The sequence below is a fragment of the Vibrio sp. ABH4_348 genome (assembly GCF_056159765.1).
In genome coordinates, this window is sequence record NZ_JBSWVW010000001.1 from 2080978 (window position 1) to 2098060 (window position 17083).

Sequence of the window (17083 nt, forward strand, 5' to 3'; positions counted from 1 at the left end):
TACTTTAGTTTATACAGGTAAGGTTCTGGATAATTAGAAGTTTTTCACTAATAGCGCCAAACAAGGAAGGTTAATAAATATGCTGATTTGACTAGCGTACAAATTCCGCTTTGAGTGCATCTCTGACGGTTTTGCTCTTATAAAGATAAATGATCACCCAAAGCAACAAGGTACAGTTGATTCCTTGAAGCATTGAAACTGCACCATGTGTATTGAGTATTTGTTGTATCAACATAACCAACTGGGTTATTGCGACCATCAAACTAATGGACCTTCCCCAGCCTACAATTTTAGCGACAACGACTCGCTCTTGTGTGCGCCAGGCCACTAGCCAAATTAAAGCAATGACAGGGCTTGTAATTAGCATAGACAGATACAAAAAGTGAGAGCTGGGATAAAGAAGACTCAATATCTCGCTACCCTGTTGGCGGCTAGCTCCAGCCATTACAAACACGACCCAAGGTTTCGCAAGTACAAACCAAGATAACCACAGCCATATTGGTAGCCTGATAAATCCGTGTTTGTCATATTGATCGAGTTGATAGCGCATGGCGATTAAAGCAAAGATATTTTGTTAGTCGCTAGGTTACTCACAATTTTAGCCGTGATACAGTAAAACCTGTAATGAAGTGAAAGAGATACAACAATGGCTATCAAACAAGTGACCTCTCCAGAAACTCAGCAAGCGGCAATGGCCATTGCAAAAGCTACTCAAAAACCCGGACAAACCAAAGAGCAGACTCGTCTAATTGCACAGGGGATTGAAAAGGGAATCGCTCAGTATAAAAAGCAACAAAAAATTAAAGCGAGAGAAGCGGATAAGGCCAAGAAAAAAGAACAAAAACTGAAGCAAAAAAACCAACAAATGCCGTCTCAAGGTTCAGATACTCAATCTTCGCATCAAACCGAAGTATCAACAGGCTCGGTTAACACTCAATCTAATCACGTACCTTGGCTTCTGTTAGTGTTGAGTTGGGCAGCGTTTGCTGCTTATCTTTTGGTTTCGACGAAATAATTAAATCTGCACGCCATATAAAGACTTGAATGAAAAATAACAAGTACAACAAAACCGCTGATTCTCAACAGCGGTTTTGTTAATTATCAATGCAAACCCTAGATGCTGGGTTCAACGAGAATTCTCTGACCTTCAGACAAGGCTTCGATTTGAAGATCTAGTAGCTCTACATCGGGATGTCGATAAAAGCACCTGATTAATCGAAGCCTAACGTCGCCGCAATATCAGGTTCTCGATCCACTAGCCATTGACTATCAAACGGCCCCCAATCAGACAACTGATAATAACCATCGTTATGTCGGCGGCCATCCTGAACGAACATCAGTTCTATCCCAATTCCTGGTAGCGCTTTAATCACGTCTTGAATGGTTCGTCTGGGCCATCCAGTCTGCTCGATAAGCTTGGGTACATTCGGGCGCTCTAAGCTTTCCACCAACAACGCTAGATATAGTCGCCGAGCAAAAACAGGGCTAAGTTCCATCGGTACCTCCTGAAAGATAATGATTTCATTATTTCTGTTTTCAACTAAAGAGTGTTGCGTTTGATCAATAACCCTACAATCAAATAGGTTACTTGCTGGGATCGCTTCAAAAATCTTTGCCCAAATTTGACTGAATACCGTGAGCTTTGTGTCGCAAACGGGTTCCTGATAGGATGCCAAAAACAAAAATGGAAGTATGAGTCTTTTATGCCAGTCATCATGTACGGTATACCCAATTGCGATACCATAAAAAAAGCCAAAAAGTGGCTTCTAGAAAATGCAATTGAATTTGAGTTTCATGACTATCGAAAGCAAGGAATCGACCCATCGTTGGTTGAATCTTTTTGCCAAGAGCTAGGTTGGGAAAACGTTGTCAATAAACGTGGAACCACCTACCGTCAATTATCAGACGAGCAGAAAGCCAGTTTAAACGCTGAAACAGCTATCGCCCTATTAGTAGAGAACCCAGCGATGATCAAACGACCGATTCTGAAGGTAGAAGCCAAGCTTCACCTTGGCTTCAAAGCCGCACAGTACCAAGAATTATTTGCCTAAATTTAGACCCAAGTAAGTTAAGAAGGATATTAACAATGAGTGACAGCCCTGTATTGGCGCTAGCAAAAGACTTAATTAGCCGTCAATCGGTGACACCAGAAGATGCGGGTTGCCAAACCGTCATGATCGATCGCTTGAAGGCTCTGGGTTTTGAAATTGAAATCATGGTATTTGAAGACACCACCAATTTCTGGGCGCGTCGCGGCACTAGCGCACCATTATTTGCCTTTGCTGGTCATACAGATGTCGTGCCCGCTGGCCCCCTAGAACAATGGCACACCCCACCCTTTGAGCCTACCGTCATTGACAACCATTTGCATGGCCGTGGCGCCGCAGATATGAAAGGGTCGCTTGCAGCGATGGTAGTAGCCGTGGAACGGTTTATTGCGGAACACCCTGACCACAAAGGCTCGATTGCTTTTTTGATTACATCCGATGAGGAAGGCCCATTCATTAACGGTACCACCCGCGTCGTAGATACTTTAATGGAACGCAATGAACTGATTGACATGTGTCTCGTTGGAGAGCCGTCCAGTACTCACTTTGTCGGTGACGTTGTCAAGAACGGACGTCGTGGCTCAATTACTGGTGATTTGACCGTGAAAGGCACTCAAGGACACGTGGCTTACCCACATTTAGCAAATAACCCTGTTCATCAGGCGTTACCTGCACTTGCCGAATTGGCCGCAACAACGTGGGACAACGGCAACGACTACTTCCCACCGACCAGTTTTCAAATCCCTAACCTGCATTCAGGTACCGGTGCTTCTAATGTTATTCCAGGTGAGTTCAATGTTCAGTTTAACTTCCGTTTCTCGACTGAGCTTACCGATGAAGAAATCAAGCGCCGCGTGCATTCAACCTTAGATGCCCATGGTTTGGATTACGACCTCAAATGGACACTAAGCGGCCATCCATTCTTAACCGATGCTGGCACTTTATTGGATGCAGTAGTAAAAGCAGTATCGGATGTTAATCATAAAGAACCTGAACTTCTTACTACTGGTGGCACATCCGATGGTCGATTTATCGCTCAAATGGGTGCGCAAGTTGTAGAACTCGGCCCAATCAACGCTACGATCCACAAGGTCAATGAATGTGTAAGCGTGCCTGACCTTGAAAAACTCACCGACATGTACCAAAAAACGCTAGAAAACGCGTTGAGTTAACCATGACCCCCGACCAACTCACGGGTAATACTACATCTCACTTGCGTCCCTTCTGGTTAGGGACCAAACGGTTTTGGTTGTTACCGGAAGCAGGTCGGGCAATTCAATCACTGGCGAAAGAAGCACAATCGCAAGGTTATGAGCTTTGTATCGCCAGTGGATTTCGTTCATTTAGCCGACAACAAACTATTTGGAACAAAAAACTACTTGGCCAACTCCCCGTTCTTGATTCAAATAGTCAGCCTGTCGATATTGCTTCCTGCTCGCCGCAGTCAGCGATCTTACAAGTTATGCGTTGGTCTGCATTGCCGGGTGCCAGTCGCCATCACTGGGGCACGGATATCGATGTCTATTGTCGACGGTCTCTACCAAAAAATACTCAATTAAAGTTAGAGCCTTGGGAATACGATTCTGGTCATCAGACTGAATTTTCTCAATGGCTAATTGAAAAAATGGCCAAATATGGCTTTTATCAGCCCTACTCTCAGAATCAAGGTGGAGTCGCCCGCGAACCTTGGCACATCTCCTACTTTCCCGTTGCTAATCAGTTATTGCTTCAGCTCTCAGAAAATCTGTTACACAATGTGCTCATACATGAAGACATTGTCTACAAAGAGAGTATTCTGAATATACTCGACCAACTGTTCAAACAGTTTGTGCTGAATGTTAACGCGGAGTAAGCGACATGATTGATTTTCTGACTAACCCTTGGGTAATAGCAATCATAGTGATGGGCTTTATTGGCGGTAATATCGCAGCGTTGAAATACGCGACCAAATTTACCACTAAGCATCAAATGTCGAAGATGAACAACAAAAGCGACTTAGATAAGTTGATTGAATTAGATAAGAAAAACCAATCTGCGATAGACAAACAAAAAACCTCCTCAGACGACTGATTTTGAAACAAAAAAATGGGCACTAAATCAGTGCCCATTTTTGTTTTTTAAACGCGATTAGTTACGAGATGAAATATGAGCCAGTGCTTGCGCCAGACCATTTAACACTTCTTCATCGACTGGCTTACCCTTGTTGTCCGTTAAGTTAATAGACGTACGGTTACCTAAATCGCCAACCAAAATGGTGTGGTCAAGTAGCGACAAACGAACGGGTTCTTGTGCCATTTCTTCCCACAAGTCACTGTTAGTTCCTTCAAATTTGGCCTTAATAGTACCTTGCGTTTGGTTGCGCTCTGTTACGTCAAAGCCAAATTCATCCAACATCACCGGAAGCTGTGGCCAAAGCTGCGCATAAGGAGCACGAGCAATCACGACTGGTAAACCCGTTCGATCAGTGCCCATGGTGAATTGAATTGCTTCGCCACGCCCAAGCGCTTGTTGCTCAGCGGCTTTGCGTTTGGTTTCATCAATTTGCATGGTTAGCGTATTGGCAAACTGCGCAGTATAGCGTTCTTGATATTGACGATTGAGTGCTTGAGAAGCCTGCCAATCGGTCAAACTAATGGTGACGCCAAAACGCCCATTTCGTTTGCTCTTCTCAATCAAGTATTGAGCGCGAATTTCACTATCCTCATTAGCGAAACGCCAACCTACCCACTCGGTATCCAGCCTAGTAGAAGAAGATTGAAGCTGAATGCCTTTATCTTTCGCAGCATGCTGCAGTTGCGTCCAGAGCTCATCGCGTTGTGCTTCACGGCTAAACCAGAACACCACGTTAGTGTCTTTCTGCTCTACTCGTGCGCCAGTAACCAAGTCAAATACTTGCTGTGGTGGCCGTATATCAACATCCGCTCCAACACCACCTGAGAATTGACCTTGAGGAATCTTAAACGTTGGATATTCTTGACGCTCAATCCCATCCGGCGAATTCCAGTCGTAGGTGTTAGCTCGATTTAAGTAATCAAACTCTTCCTGAGACTGACGACGTTCTGCAGCACCGCCTGAACACGCAGATAAAACTAAAACAGCTAGCGAACCGACGGCTAGCTGGTGAATGCTTTTCATTAAAACTCCTAATTGCCCTGAGACACTCAAGGCAACGTTATTACTTAATCAATCCAGCTGACTTCAACGCTTGCGCCACGATTGGCTGAGCATTTTCAGAAAGCGGAGTCAGAGGGAGGCGAATATTTCCCTCGGAAATTAGCCCCATCTGGTGAGCAGCCCACTTAACCGGAATTGGGCTCGCTTCTACAAAGAGGTCTTTGTGCAGTGACGTCAATCGTTGGTTAATGATCTCAGCTTCTTCGTTTTTGCCTTCAGACACTAATCTCATCATATCTGCCATGTCTTTCGCAGCAAGGTTATTAGTCACAGAGATAACACCTTTACCACCGCGTTGGCAGAACTCCAAGCCCGTTGAATCATCACCACTTAACAAGACAAACTCTTCGCCGCAAAGTTCACGATGTTTTTCAATTCGGCTCAAATCACCCGTCGCGTCTTTTAGCGCAACAATGTTGTCTAGCTCTGCCAAACGAGCAACCGTTTCTGGCAACATATCCACTGCTGTGCGGCCTGGAACATTGTAAAGAATGATAGGCACATCACTCTCTTCAGAAATTGCTTTGTAATGTAGGAACAAACCTTCTTGCGTAGGTTTGTTGTAGTATGGAGTGACGCTCAAGCATCCGGCGATACCAGATTTACCCAACAAACGGCTAAACATAACCGCCTCGTGAGTCGCGTTTGCACCCGTACCTGCGATAACAGGGATACGACCATCAGAAAACTCAACCGTTTTGGACACAACTTTTACGTGTTCTTCAAACGTTAATGTGGCGGATTCACCTGTCGTGCCAACTGCTACAATGCCGCTGGTTCCCGCCTCTACATGGAAGTCGACCAGTTTCTTCAAGCTGACGTAATCAACTTCGCCATCTCGAGTAAACGGTGTAATAAGCGCTACAATACTTCCTGAAAACATGTCTAACTCCCTTATCATTTCTTTCTGCATGGTACTTTAAGCACAACAGGGAAGACAAGAGAGGAACACAGTTAAAGCACGCAGAAATTGTGATTATTTTGCAGTTGTTTGAGCTGTTCCAGTTTCCGGCAATTTCTCACCGAAAAACACCCAATAAATTACGCTCACCAAACACACCATTAAAGTAAACCAATGACAGGTGCAACTTTCGAGTACCTGTAAATATGCTAAGCTATCTTCACTTTACTCAACTCCTTCAAAACGCTTATGAATCAATTCTTGGTGATAACAGCGATCGGCACCGATAGACCGGGCATCAGTAATACCATAGTGCACCATGTGACTGACGCGGGCTGCAATATTGTTGATAGTCGAATCGCACTGTTTGGCAATGAATTCACACTGATCATGTTGCTTTCAGGAAACAACTCAAGTACTACACGCGTTGAAACTACCTTGCCATTGGTTGCTCAAGAGCATGATCTAATCACCATGATGAAGCGTACATCCCAACACGCACTGAAAGACCAAGCTTATGTTGTTGAAGTGTTTGTCGAAGCGGATGACAAAGTCGGACTCACTGAGCAATTCACTCAGTTCTTTGCCGCTAACGGTGTCGATTTGTCGTCATTCAGTGCGCAAACTGTACCCAAAGAAAAGCTCAACCAACTTCAAGACCAGTTCCACATCGCACTGAAAGCAACTGTGGACAGTGAATGTAATTTGATGGAGTTACAGGAGTCATTCGACGCCTTATGTCATGAGCTTAATGTGCAAGGCTCACTCAACTTTTTAAAAAATAACTAGGGTGTTATCGCCCAAAAGTATCGAAAAAGGAAGACAAATGAATACGCTGCAAGCTGGCGCTCAAGCGCCAAACTTTTCATTGCTTGATCAAGATGGAAACACAGTCACTCTAGGAGATTTCAAAGGTAAGAAGATCCTTTTTTACTTTTACCCAAAAGCGATGACACCAGGCTGTACCGTTCAAGCTCAAGGACTGCGTGACGTAAACAGTCAGCTTGAAGAACACAATGTGGTAGTACTAGGCGTTAGTATCGATCCGGTAAAACGTCTCGGTAAGTTTATTGAGCGCGATAACTTAAACTTCTCATTGCTTTCCGATGAAGACCATGCGGTTGCCGATCAATTTGGAGTTTGGGGCGAAAAGAAATTTATGGGCAAGGTTTACGATGGTCTACATCGCATTAGCTTTTTGATTGATGAAAATGGCGTGATTGAGCACGTATTCGACAAATTCAAAACAAAAACTCACCATGAAGTGGTTTTAGACTACCTAAATAGCAAGTAACTAAAGCAAGATTCTTAAAAATAGAAAAGCCCGCTGCCGCGGGCTTTTCCGTTCAAATCACTTAACGTTAAGCAGCTTTGTGTGGCTCGTCATCATGACTGGGCAGTGCATTCCAGACAGCCTTAACTAACGTAGCCAAAGGAATCGCAAAAAAGACGCCCCAGAAGCCCCACAATCCTCCAAATACCAGTACAGCTACGATAATAGACACTGGATGAAGGTTGACCGCTTCTGAAAACAGAAACGGCACTAATACATTGCCATCCAGTACTTGAATGATTCCGTAAGCCAACAACAGCCAATAAAACTCAGAAGCTAAGCCCCATTGGAAAAGACCGACCATAGCAACAGGTAAAGTCACAATCGCAGCGCCAATAAATGGAATTAATACCGACAAACCAACGGCTACGGCTAACAACAGGGAATATCGCAAATCAAACATCACAAAAGTGATATAGCTAACGCCACCGACGATAAATATTTCCAATACCTTACCGCGAATATAGTTTGAGATTTGCTCGTTCATTTCTATCCAAACTTTATTGGCAAGCTTTCGATTACGAGGCATTAACCCCTGCGCCATTTCCATCATTTCCTCTTTGTCTTTCAACAAAAAGAACATCAGAAGCGGCACCAAAATCAGGTAAATGGCCAAAGTTGCTAGTGACACCAAAGACTCTAACGAGCCCTTGACCACGGATTCTCCGAGTGACACTACTTGATTTTTGGTATTGGCAACAATGGACTCCATAATCTGGAAATTGGCAAGTTCTGGGTATTGATTGGGAAGCTCTTCAATAAACCGCTGTAAACTGCCCCACATTGCGGGAATATCGTTAACGAAGTTCGCGATTTGCTGCCACATCGTCGGCACCAGCCCGAACACCGCCAACAACATAAAGCCCATAAAAAATAGGATAATACCAACGACAGCAAGAATTCTTGGAACGCCAAGGTTAACCAGTTTGGTTACTGGCCATTCGAGCAAATACGCCAGCACAATCGCAACCAGAAGAGGCGCTATCAGGTTCCCAAAAAAGTAAATGATCACAAAGCCAAACAGCAGTATTGCCACTAAGCTCACCGCGTGGGGATCAGAAAAACGTCTTTTGTACCAATGACTAATCATTTCTAACATGTTTTTCTCTTCCTTTTGTCACCGTTAAACGGCTAAATGCGGGTTGCTCACTATTCGATATGTGTTGTGTTGACACTGAATACCCATTACTGAACAAATATTTTTCGACGTCGACTATCGATGAGCTATCGACTAAAAGCAACGAAATTACCTCATTTTCTGTCATATTTGCTGTTTCTCTTTTTGCCACCAGCAAACTCATCGGGCAGCGCAGCTCGCGTAAATCTATTTCTCGACTATGCAACTTTCACCCTCAATTCAGGATTTCTCAGCTTCGACTATCGACCAATCACACTAATATTGTATCTTTTTTTACTATTGTCGTCAGTGTGATAACTTAGACGCATAAAAATCAATCCAGCGCTGCTGAATCAGCAACCCAGTGTTAGTCAAAACACACGAAACTATTCAAGGGCACCAGAGTCTATATTGAGTAGCGTTGTTCTAGCGTTTCAAAATTCAAAGTCAGACAACAGGCAAACTTTTTCTAGAATGAGATTGAAATTCAAAACCCTTTTATTGTCGAGCGTTCTTTCCTGCAGCATTGTTTCGACGTCGTTGAGCGCGCAACAAGAGCTCCCCGATATTGGTACTGCAGCAGCAGCGACGCTGACTGTCGCCCAAGAGCAAGTCTATGGTGATGCCTACATGCGCATGCTACGAGCAAGGCAGCCTATCGTTAACGACCCGGTCATCAATGAATACCTCGATAACCTCGGCGCAAGACTCGTTGCCAATGCCAATGACGTAAAAACGCCGTTCACCTTTTTTATGGTAAGAAATCGCCAAATTAATGCCTACGCGTTTTTTGGCGGCTACATAGCGTTGCATTCGGGTCTATTTTTACATTCTCAGTCGGAAAGTGAAGTCGCATCCGTGATAGCGCACGAGATTGCTCACGTGACCCAGCGCCACCTTGCGCGCTCGATGGAAGAACAAGCACGCCGATCCCCCGCGACCATTGCCGCACTTGCTGGCTCCTTGCTGCTTGCGGTGGTTGCACCGGAAGCAGGCATTGCAGCAATTACAGCCACCACTGCTGGTAACGTGCAAAGCCAAATCAACTATACCCGTAGTAATGAAAAAGAAGCCGACCGTTTTGGATTAGTCACCTTGGCAAAAGCGGGCTTTGACGTAAATGCAATGCCGCGTTTCTTTGGCAGACTAGCCGACGAGTTTCGTTATGCCAGTACCCCGCCCCCCATGTTGCTGACTCACCCACTGCCACAAGACCGAATCACGGACACTCGCGAACGAGCACGTCAGCTTCCCGAGAAAGAATTGCAACCCTCGCTGAGTTTTCATCTTGCCAAAGCCAGAATTGTGGCTCGCTATGCCGGAATCACCAAAGAGTCCGCAATGGATTGGTTTCAACGCAGAGAAAGCAAAGGCTCGCGCGTAGAACAAGAGGCAATGCAATACGGCAAAGCGTTAGTGCATTTGGAACAAGCGACCGAATCACCGAAGCACATTGATCAAGCGGTCAAGCTGCTCAAGCCTTTGATTGACAAGAGCCCAGATAATACCTTTTATCTGGACGCGTGGAGTGACTTAGAGATTATTCAAAAAAATTATCAGCAGGCAGCACAACTCCTCACTCTGGCACTGGAGTCGAAACCAGACAATCGCGTCATCGTGATTAATTTAGCCAATATTTTGCTGCAAGGTGGCGAACTGGAAAAGGCCCGTCAGCATCTCATCTCAGCCACACGACAAAACCCCAATGACCCTGTTGGCTGGCAATTGCTCGCAGAAACAGAAAGTAAACTGGGTAATGACTACCACGCATTAGCCGCGCGCGCAGAAATTCTCGCGCTGTCCGCTCAATGGGACAAAGCCATTCGTTATTACAGTCAAGCCAGTGACCAAGCCAAACTTGGAAGCTTAGAACAAGCACGATTTGATGCTAGGATTGACCAACTAATCGTTGCGAGAGAGCGGTTTCTCGCACTGCAATAATCCGATTTGTTTTACACGAGGTAAACCTATGTCCGTTACGATTTATCACAACCCTAGATGCTCCAAGAGCCGTGAAACTTTGGCACTTCTCCAACAACAAGGCATTGAACCGCAAGTAGTAAAATACTTGGAACAAACACCGTCTGTGGAAGCGTTAAAAGCTCTATTTCAACAACTAGGTTTATCTGAAGTAAGAGATATGATGAGAGTCAAAGAGGCAGACTACAAAGCGCTTCAGTTAGCTACCGCCGATGATGAATCTCTGTTCGCTGCCATGCAATCGCATCCAAAATTGATTGAGCGCCCGATTGTGGTAAACGGTGACCAAGCTCGACTCGGCCGCCCACCAGAGCAAGTACTCGAAATTTTATAATGACCTCGATTCTCGTTCTCTATTACAGCCGACATGGCTCAACACTCTCACTGGCAAGGCAAATTGCCCGCGGTGTGGAAAGTGTCCAAGGTTGCCAAGCCATCATCCGTACCGTTGAGGACATCGCCCCAGAAAAGCAGTCCCCATCCGATCCAATAGTGACACTGGATGATTTAAAACACTGTGATGGACTTGCGATGGGCAGCCCAGTCTGGTTCGGAAACATGGCAGCCCCCCTCAAGCATTTTTGGGACCAAACTAGTAAGGAATGGATTTCTGGCTCGCTTATCGACAAGCCGGCTTGTGTATTTACCTCCTCGTCCAGTATGCACGGTGGCCAAGAAAGTACGGTGCTTTCCATGCAACTGCCGTTATTTCACCACGGGATGCTAGTGATGGGCATTCCCTATTCTGAACCTGAACTGCACACTACTCAATCTGGTGGCTCACCCTATGGTGCTTCTGCGGTCTCTCAACACGGTGAAAGCTTATCAGTAGAAGAACAGTCACTGGCAAAATCGCTAGGGGCGAGATTGGCAAAAGCGGCAATAAAGTTAAAAGGAATCTGATATGAGTGTGGAGATGAGCACTAACACGCTGAAGTTTCGATGGTTGGCGCTGTCAGCGAATCTTGGTCTCTTAGCTTGGGTCGTGTTGTGGCAGGCTATGTTGTCACCGCATCCTCACCTTAACCCTTTGGCACTGGCCATCGCTTGGAGCATCCCATTGTTACTGCCACTGCCCGGGATTTTGGCGGGTAAGCCCTACACACATGCTTGGGCAAACTTCGTTTTAATGCTGTATTTTTTACACGCCTTTACCCTCGTCTACATCGATGGTGGCGAGCGTTGGTTAGCTGTGGTTGAACTGAGCCTGACTATTGCTGCCTTTGCTGGCAACATTCTCTACACCCGCAGCCGTGGCCGAGAGTTGGGTTCAAGATTGCCAAAACTTTCTGAGATTGAGAAGCAAGAACAAGCCAGATTTCAAAAATAGAACTTTTTTAGGGATAACCTTTTCGGTGTAATTGTAAACAACTAACACAAAAACGAAAAAAGCCAGACTCGCATCTGGCTTTTTGTTTTTTCAAATCATGTAGAACAATTATTCAGTAAATTGGATTTGCGGTGCCTCTGCATCAGAGGTCACGAATTCGCTTTGTGAAGTCGATTGGCTTTCACTCTGAATGTTGTCAGCACTAATCACTAAAGGTTGTTCAGTATCTTGTTTCAACGAAGTTGGTATTGGTGATTCCATCTCGACTGCAATATGACGCCACTGGTACTCAAGAAGACTAGAGTCAATCGTATCTGCTCGCTCTAGCTGTAGAGTATTATCGAACGTATCTTCGGTTGTGCTATTCACCATCGGTATTTTTTGCGTCAATCTTTGAACTCGAGACAACTCGCTCAAAAACGCCTCTTTTGATGCCAGCAGTGCCAACTCAAGTGTGACGACATCTCCTTGAATTTTTAAGATGTCCATACGCGCCACGGAGCTGAGACCTTTCAATTGGTTTTCTAAGGTGAAGAAGTCCTTGGCATTTTTTACACCACTAATTTGCATTAACGTTGATTGTGATGACTCACTAGCAATGAGAACGGCATTGTTTTTGGCGTAATAGTTAGTGATTTGGTTTACTACGAAGTCAGCGGCATCTTCTCCAATTTGAGTACCAGATAACGGTGAACGGCGCTCTCTACCTATTGTGTTGGGCTTTTGATCATACAAGCTCCAGCGCAATGTATTACCTTGTTGTTTAATAATTAGTACTGCATCAACAGGATATCGTTGACTGGCTTGTCCAATCGGATTTAGAAAACCACCCCATAAATCTGAAATCGACACATTCGTGATGTCGTCAAAATCACCAAGCGGTAAGGTAAGCGGGAGTCCACGAGATTGCGCAGTTGCCAATAAACGACTTTTCACCTCAGAGTCTGTTCTTTCCCAGACGATTTGGCGATCAAACTCTTGTTCCTCGACTAACCAAACCAGCACGTTCGGTCGAGCAGAGTGCCAATAAGGTTGCTTAGCTTGAGTCAGTAAATCGCGAATATGCTCTGAGCTAAAACGCATTTTTAACGTGGTGAGCTCATCACGCTGGCCGTAGCTCACTTGGTTTAGGTATTTGGTATTTTGCGAGATAGCCTTAGCAATTGCCTCATTGTTTACAATATCAGGATCACCAGATGCTCTGATTAGCACCTCTTGCATCCCGATTTTTCTGGCATGATTCACAGCATTATCTTGCGTGTCATCCAAGACGACTTCAGTTTGATAAAGCTCGACATGGGTCAAAGCCAGCAATGGATTAGAGACAAAAGCAGCGACAGCGGTAATTGCAATGGCTAAACAACGCATTCCATTTCAACCTATTAGATTCGAAAGAGACTAGATGATAAGCAAGACACTACAAACTAGCAAGGAACCGCAATAAGTCTAGACACCCTATCCAGCAAGTTTCACCTAAATTTGACGATCACAGCGGTCCACTAATTGACTTGTTTCTCAAAAACCGTCGCAATTTTAATCGGTTGAAAGCGAATTTGATCTTCCCACCAAAGCAATCGTTTGCGACATGCTAGAATTTGCCGATTTTTCTGTTTGACGGGTTAATTTATGAAAACTGCAATTCAAGGAATGCAAATGTTGTTCGTCGCATTTGGCGCACTCGTATTGGTTCCTCTTTTAACGGGGCTTGACCCTAGTGTGGCACTATTTGGTGCTGGTGTCGGCACTCTTATTTTTCAATTCATCACTAAACGTAGCGTTCCCATTTTTTTAGCTTCCTCTTTTGCGTTTATTGCTCCAATCATGTTCGGTGTCCAGCAATGGGGTGTCGCGGCAACGATGGGTGGCCTAATGGCAGCAGGTTTTGTCTATGTGTTACTGGGTATTTTGATTAAGTTGCGTGGCCCTGACTTCATCCATCGCTTGTTACCACCTGTTGTCGTAGGTCCAGTAATCATGGTCATTGGATTGGGTCTTGCACCAGTTGCAGTCAACATGGCCTTAGGTAAAACCGGTGACGGTGCCGTTCAGCTCATCGATGCGAATGCCGCCTTGTGGATCTCAGCCATTTCTCTACTTACGACTATCGCGGTCAGCGTATTTGCCAAAGGTTTCTTCAAGCTGGTTCCAATCTTTGCAGGTATTCTTGCCGGTTACGCCACCAGCTTATTTTTTGGTGCCGTGGACTTTTCGCCAGTTTCACAAGCGAGCTGGGTGGCGGTGCCTAACTTTGTTTTCCCTGAGTTTAATATCAACGCCATCCTGTTCTTGATTCCTGTTGCCATTGCCCCAGCGGTAGAACACGTGGGCGACATGCTGGCTATCTCAAACGTGACCGGTAAAAACTACGTTAAAAAGCCAGGCTTGCATCGCACCATCGCTGGCGACGGTGTGGCTACAATGGCAGCTTCATTGGTCGGAGCTCCACCAAATACAACGTATAGCGAAGTTACCGGTGCGGTTATGCTAACCAAAGCATTCAACCCCGTGATTATGACTTGGGCTGCAGTAACAGCCATTGTTCTGGCGTTAGTGGGTAAACTTGGTTCGCTACTGCAAACGATTCCTGTACCGGTGATGGGCGGCATCATGATTTTGCTGTTTGGTTCAATCGCCGCAGTGGGACTTAACACCTTGATCAAAAACAACGTTGACCTGCAAAAAGCTCGCAACTTGGTCATTGTGGCGGTAACACTGGTATTTGGTATAGGCGGTATGGCATTTGGTGTCGGTGACTTTAGCCTACAAGGTGTGAGCTTATGCGGCATCGTGGCTATAGTTCTGAACCTTGTATTGCCGAATGATTTAGGTGAATCGCACGTGGTTGATAACGCACAAATGGAAGACGAAGCGCTGTAACGACGCTATCTGAATAAACAATTTATGGGAACCTAACGAGGTTCCCTTTTGATTTCAACCTCTAAACCAAAGATGCAAAACGACCAGAGGTTAATGTCAGTAAATCTTGAGGCGCCAGCTCAATTTCCAATCCACGCTTGCCCGCGCTAACACAAATCGAACTTAGCTCTTGAGCCGACAGGTTGAGAAACGTCGGTAGGCGCTTTTTTTGCCCCAATGGGCTAATGCCGCCGACCACATAGCCAGTAACAGATTGCGCTATCATGGGGTTCGCCATTTCGGCTTTTTTCGCTCCCGCTGCTTTTGCCGCAAGTTTTAGATTCAACTTGTGTTCAACTGGAATAATCGCCACCGCCAACGATTTTTCATTGCCATCCAACGCAAACAATAGCGTTTTAAACACCGTTTCTGGATTTTGTCCTAGTGCTTGTGCCGCTTCCAAACCAAAGCTTTCAGCCCGGGGATCGTGCTGATACTTATGAACTTTGTGAGAAACTTTTTGCTTTTTTGCCAAATTAATCGCTGGTGTCATGGTATGAGATCTCTTCAGACATAAAAAAACGCCGCGGTTGCGACGTTTTACCTTAATCCAACTAAGCCTTTGAGTTCAATTACAAACTCATGCTGTTGTTAAACTTAACGAATATCGATATCTTCGAAGCCTTTAATCAAATCATCCAACGCTTTCATTTGCGCCAAAAATGGCTCTAGTTTATCCAGCGGTAATGCCGATGGGCCATCACATTTTGCAGAGTCAGGGCTTGGATGGGCTTCGATAAACAAGCCAGCAATCCCCGTTGCCAAACCGGCTTTAGCCAACTCAACAGTTTGTTCACGACGTCCACCAGACGCAGCACCAGATGGGTCACGCATTTGCAACGCGTGAGTTACATCAAAGATAACCGGACTGCCGTTTGACGATTTTTTCATTACACCGAAGCCGAGCGCATCAACAACTAGGTTATCGTAACCAAAGCAACTGCCGCGTTCACATAGGATAATTTTGTCGTTACCACACTCGGCAAACTTTTCGACAATATTACCAACCTGACTTGGGCTCATAAATTGTGGCTTCTTGACGTTAATCACGGCGCCTGTTTTGGCCATCGCTTCAACCAAATCGGTTTGACGAGCCAAAAACGCAGGAAGCTGAATTACATCCACCACATCTGCTACTGGCTGAGCTTGCTGCTCGGTGTGAACGTCGGTAATAACCTTGACACCAAACTCAGATTTTAAGTCTTCAAAAATACGCATCCCTTCTTCAAGACCCGGGCCGCGATAGGAATGAACAGAGCTGCGGTTTGCTTTGTCAAAAGAAGCTTTGAATACATAAGGAATGCCTAACTTGTCAGTCACTTTGACATAGTGTTCACAGATCGACATGGCCAGATCTCGTGACTCTAGTACGTTCATTCCGCCAAATAAGGTAAATGGCTTGTCGTTGGCTACTGGAATATCACCAACGTGTACGATTTTCTGTTCCATTTTGTAATCTCTAATTTAGTGTAAAGTGACGGCAGCGTCGCTCATCGCACTGACTTGTTTTTTCAATAGCTCAGCCGCCGGATCATCAGGGCACTGTTCAATAAAGAACTGGTAGTCATTGAGCGCAATCTGATGACAATCTAGCTGCTGATAAATAAATCCGCGATCTCTAATTTCATATGGATCATCTGGCACAAAGGTCAACGCTAAGTCGGTACAACGCAATGCCATGGTATAGCGCTCTTCACGTAACATGGCACTTTTCAACAAGGCTAACCAGCGTCCAATAATGGTCGGATTGTCTGCCGATTCAAGATGTTTGCCTTTTAGCTTAGCAAATGCCCCACTGTGCCCAATTAACCAAGCTTGTAATTCGTGCTGAGAAACGCGCTCGCCATTGAATGGATTGATGTAAACCGGTGCTTCGCCATACCAAGTCAATTTCAACAGAAATTGCGATGGAAATGTTACACCTTCAAGAGGAAAACCCAGCTTGCGAGCAAAGTACAGCAACAAAGCTCCCAAGCTAACCGGTATACCTCGACGGCGCTCAAGCACTTTGTCAATGAAGGCGTTTGCTACATCAAAATACGCATCTCGATCGCCTTCAAAGCCCCAATGGTTATAAAACACTCGAAGTAGTGCTTCAAATCGCTGTTCTTCATTTACTTCATGAGCAATAAACATTTCCGCTTCAGTCAGTAACCTAGCGAGTTCTGCTTTAGCCCAATGCGTTTTTGTATCAGGGTCGACCGCTTGATTGAGTAGCAAAGCTCCTTCAACCAATTCAATTTCATCAAAGTCTTCGTCAAAAAATTCTAACTTCACTCGACAA

22 protein-coding genes are annotated in these 17083 nt (G+C 45.2%); 12 read left to right on the top strand and 10 right to left on the bottom strand.

All coding sequences use genetic code 11. From position 1 onward, the window contains the following. Nucleotides 1-91: 91 nt before the first annotated feature. Nucleotides 92-550 (bottom strand): DUF2919 domain-containing protein, encoded by a 459-nt coding sequence (locus tag ACXAFJ_RS09510; protein ID WP_475323032.1) that lies wholly within the window; start codon nucleotides 548-550, stop codon nucleotides 92-94. 96 nt (nucleotides 551-646) lie between these two features. Here ACXAFJ_RS09510 and ACXAFJ_RS09515 point away from each other — a divergent pair, with 96 nt between their 5' ends. Next, nucleotides 647-1015, top strand: a complete 369-nt coding sequence (locus ACXAFJ_RS09515) for a DUF2956 domain-containing protein (RefSeq protein WP_475323033.1) — start codon at nucleotides 647-649, stop codon at nucleotides 1013-1015. 196 nt (nucleotides 1016-1211) lie between these two features. On the opposite strand, the gene ACXAFJ_RS09520 is transcribed toward ACXAFJ_RS09515, so the two are convergent. After that, nucleotides 1212-1496, bottom strand: coding sequence for a winged helix-turn-helix domain-containing protein (locus ACXAFJ_RS09520; protein ID WP_475323034.1), 285 nt, complete (start codon nucleotides 1494-1496; stop codon nucleotides 1212-1214). Between the two features lie 207 nt (nucleotides 1497-1703). On the opposite strand from ACXAFJ_RS09520, the gene ACXAFJ_RS09525 reads away from it, so the two are divergent. Genes ACXAFJ_RS09525 through ACXAFJ_RS09540 form a run of 4 tightly spaced genes read left to right on the top strand, consistent with a single transcriptional unit; the run spans nucleotide 1704 to nucleotide 4118 of the window. After that, entirely contained in the window at nucleotides 1704-2051 is a 348-nt protein-coding gene (locus ACXAFJ_RS09525; RefSeq protein ID WP_475323036.1) for an ArsC family reductase, read from the top strand. A 35-nt stretch (nucleotides 2052-2086) separates the two neighbouring features. Further along, entirely contained in the window at nucleotides 2087-3220 is a 1134-nt protein-coding gene (gene dapE, locus ACXAFJ_RS09530; RefSeq protein WP_475323037.1) for a succinyl-diaminopimelate desuccinylase, read from the top strand. 2 nt (nucleotides 3221-3222) lie between these two features. Continuing rightward, nucleotides 3223-3900, top strand: a complete 678-nt coding sequence (locus ACXAFJ_RS09535; RefSeq protein ID WP_475323038.1) for a M15 family metallopeptidase — start codon at nucleotides 3223-3225, stop codon at nucleotides 3898-3900. Nucleotides 3901-3905: 5 nt separating this feature from the next. After that, nucleotides 3906-4118, top strand: a complete 213-nt coding sequence (locus tag ACXAFJ_RS09540; RefSeq protein ID WP_475323040.1) for a DUF2897 family protein — start codon at nucleotides 3906-3908, stop codon at nucleotides 4116-4118. Between the two features lie 57 nt (nucleotides 4119-4175). Here ACXAFJ_RS09540 and bamC read toward each other — a convergent pair whose 3' ends face one another. Next, nucleotides 4176-5183: an outer membrane protein assembly factor BamC gene (gene bamC, locus ACXAFJ_RS09545; protein ID WP_475323041.1), complete on the bottom strand. Its 1008-nt coding sequence runs from the start codon at nucleotides 5181-5183 to the stop codon at nucleotides 4176-4178. A 40-nt stretch (nucleotides 5184-5223) separates the two neighbouring features. Next, on the bottom strand, nucleotides 5224-6105 hold the full coding sequence (gene dapA / locus ACXAFJ_RS09550) for a 4-hydroxy-tetrahydrodipicolinate synthase (RefSeq protein ID WP_475323043.1): 882 nt from the start codon (nucleotides 6103-6105) through the stop codon (nucleotides 5224-5226). Between the two features lie 267 nt (nucleotides 6106-6372). Here dapA and ACXAFJ_RS09555 point away from each other — a divergent pair, with 267 nt between their 5' ends. Together ACXAFJ_RS09555 and bcp are read left to right on the top strand one after the other, a co-directional pair. After that, nucleotides 6373-6912, top strand: a complete 540-nt coding sequence (locus ACXAFJ_RS09555) for a glycine cleavage system transcriptional repressor (protein ID WP_475323045.1) — start codon at nucleotides 6373-6375, stop codon at nucleotides 6910-6912. Nucleotides 6913-6949: 37 nt separating this feature from the next. Then, nucleotides 6950-7417 carry a thioredoxin-dependent thiol peroxidase gene (gene bcp / locus ACXAFJ_RS09560; protein ID WP_475323047.1) on the top strand — a complete coding sequence of 156 codons (468 nt, stop codon included), beginning with the start codon at nucleotides 6950-6952 and terminating at the stop codon, nucleotides 7415-7417. 67 nt (nucleotides 7418-7484) lie between these two features. On the opposite strand, the gene ACXAFJ_RS09565 is transcribed toward bcp, so the two are convergent. Then, nucleotides 7485-8555, bottom strand: a complete 1071-nt coding sequence (locus ACXAFJ_RS09565) for an AI-2E family transporter (RefSeq protein ID WP_475323048.1) — start codon at nucleotides 8553-8555, stop codon at nucleotides 7485-7487. Then, nucleotides 8539-8799, bottom strand: a complete 261-nt coding sequence (locus tag ACXAFJ_RS09570; RefSeq protein WP_475323049.1) for a sulfurtransferase TusA family protein — start codon at nucleotides 8797-8799, stop codon at nucleotides 8539-8541. The genes ACXAFJ_RS09565 and ACXAFJ_RS09570 overlap by 17 nt, the downstream gene beginning before the upstream one ends. 254 nt (nucleotides 8800-9053) lie before the next feature. On the opposite strand from ACXAFJ_RS09570, the gene bepA reads away from it, so the two are divergent. From bepA to ACXAFJ_RS09590, 4 genes are read left to right on the top strand one after another with little or no spacing between them, the layout of a single operon-like run. Next, on the top strand, nucleotides 9054-10514 hold the full coding sequence (gene bepA / locus ACXAFJ_RS09575) for a beta-barrel assembly-enhancing protease (protein ID WP_475323050.1): 1461 nt from the start codon (nucleotides 9054-9056) through the stop codon (nucleotides 10512-10514). 28 nt (nucleotides 10515-10542) lie between these two features. After that, nucleotides 10543-10887 carry an arsenate reductase (glutaredoxin) gene (gene arsC, locus ACXAFJ_RS09580; RefSeq protein ID WP_475323052.1) on the top strand — a complete coding sequence of 115 codons (345 nt, stop codon included), beginning with the start codon at nucleotides 10543-10545 and terminating at the stop codon, nucleotides 10885-10887. After that, nucleotides 10884-11456, top strand: coding sequence for an NAD(P)H:quinone oxidoreductase (gene wrbA, locus ACXAFJ_RS09585; protein ID WP_475324105.1), 573 nt, complete (start codon nucleotides 10884-10886; stop codon nucleotides 11454-11456). Before arsC ends, wrbA begins: the two co-directional genes overlap by 4 nt. A 1-nt stretch (nucleotide 11457) precedes the next feature. Continuing rightward, nucleotides 11458-11883 carry a DUF2069 domain-containing protein gene (locus tag ACXAFJ_RS09590; RefSeq protein WP_475323053.1) on the top strand — a complete coding sequence of 142 codons (426 nt, stop codon included), beginning with the start codon at nucleotides 11458-11460 and terminating at the stop codon, nucleotides 11881-11883. Between the two features lie 108 nt (nucleotides 11884-11991). Here ACXAFJ_RS09590 and ACXAFJ_RS09595 read toward each other — a convergent pair whose 3' ends face one another. Continuing rightward, nucleotides 11992-13251 (bottom strand): DUF2066 domain-containing protein, encoded by a 1260-nt coding sequence (locus ACXAFJ_RS09595; protein WP_475323054.1) that lies wholly within the window; start codon nucleotides 13249-13251, stop codon nucleotides 11992-11994. A 258-nt stretch (nucleotides 13252-13509) separates the two neighbouring features. Here ACXAFJ_RS09595 and ACXAFJ_RS09600 point away from each other — a divergent pair, with 258 nt between their 5' ends. Next, entirely contained in the window at nucleotides 13510-14760 is a 1251-nt protein-coding gene (locus tag ACXAFJ_RS09600; protein WP_475323055.1) for a uracil-xanthine permease family protein, read from the top strand. Between the two features lie 61 nt (nucleotides 14761-14821). Here ACXAFJ_RS09600 and ybaK read toward each other — a convergent pair whose 3' ends face one another. From ybaK to ACXAFJ_RS09615, 3 genes are all read right to left on the bottom strand, one after another. Then, on the bottom strand, nucleotides 14822-15292 hold the full coding sequence (ybaK, locus tag ACXAFJ_RS09605) for a Cys-tRNA(Pro) deacylase (RefSeq protein ID WP_475323056.1): 471 nt from the start codon (nucleotides 15290-15292) through the stop codon (nucleotides 14822-14824). Nucleotides 15293-15396: 104 nt separating this feature from the next. Continuing rightward, complete coding sequence (gene kdsA / locus ACXAFJ_RS09610; protein ID WP_475323058.1) at nucleotides 15397-16248, bottom strand: 3-deoxy-8-phosphooctulonate synthase; 852 nt, start codon at nucleotides 16246-16248, stop codon at nucleotides 15397-15399. Nucleotides 16249-16263: 15 nt separating this feature from the next. Further along, nucleotides 16264-17076 carry a SirB1 family protein gene (locus tag ACXAFJ_RS09615; protein ID WP_475323059.1) on the bottom strand — a complete coding sequence of 271 codons (813 nt, stop codon included), beginning with the start codon at nucleotides 17074-17076 and terminating at the stop codon, nucleotides 16264-16266. Nucleotides 17077-17083: the final 7 nt, after the last annotated feature.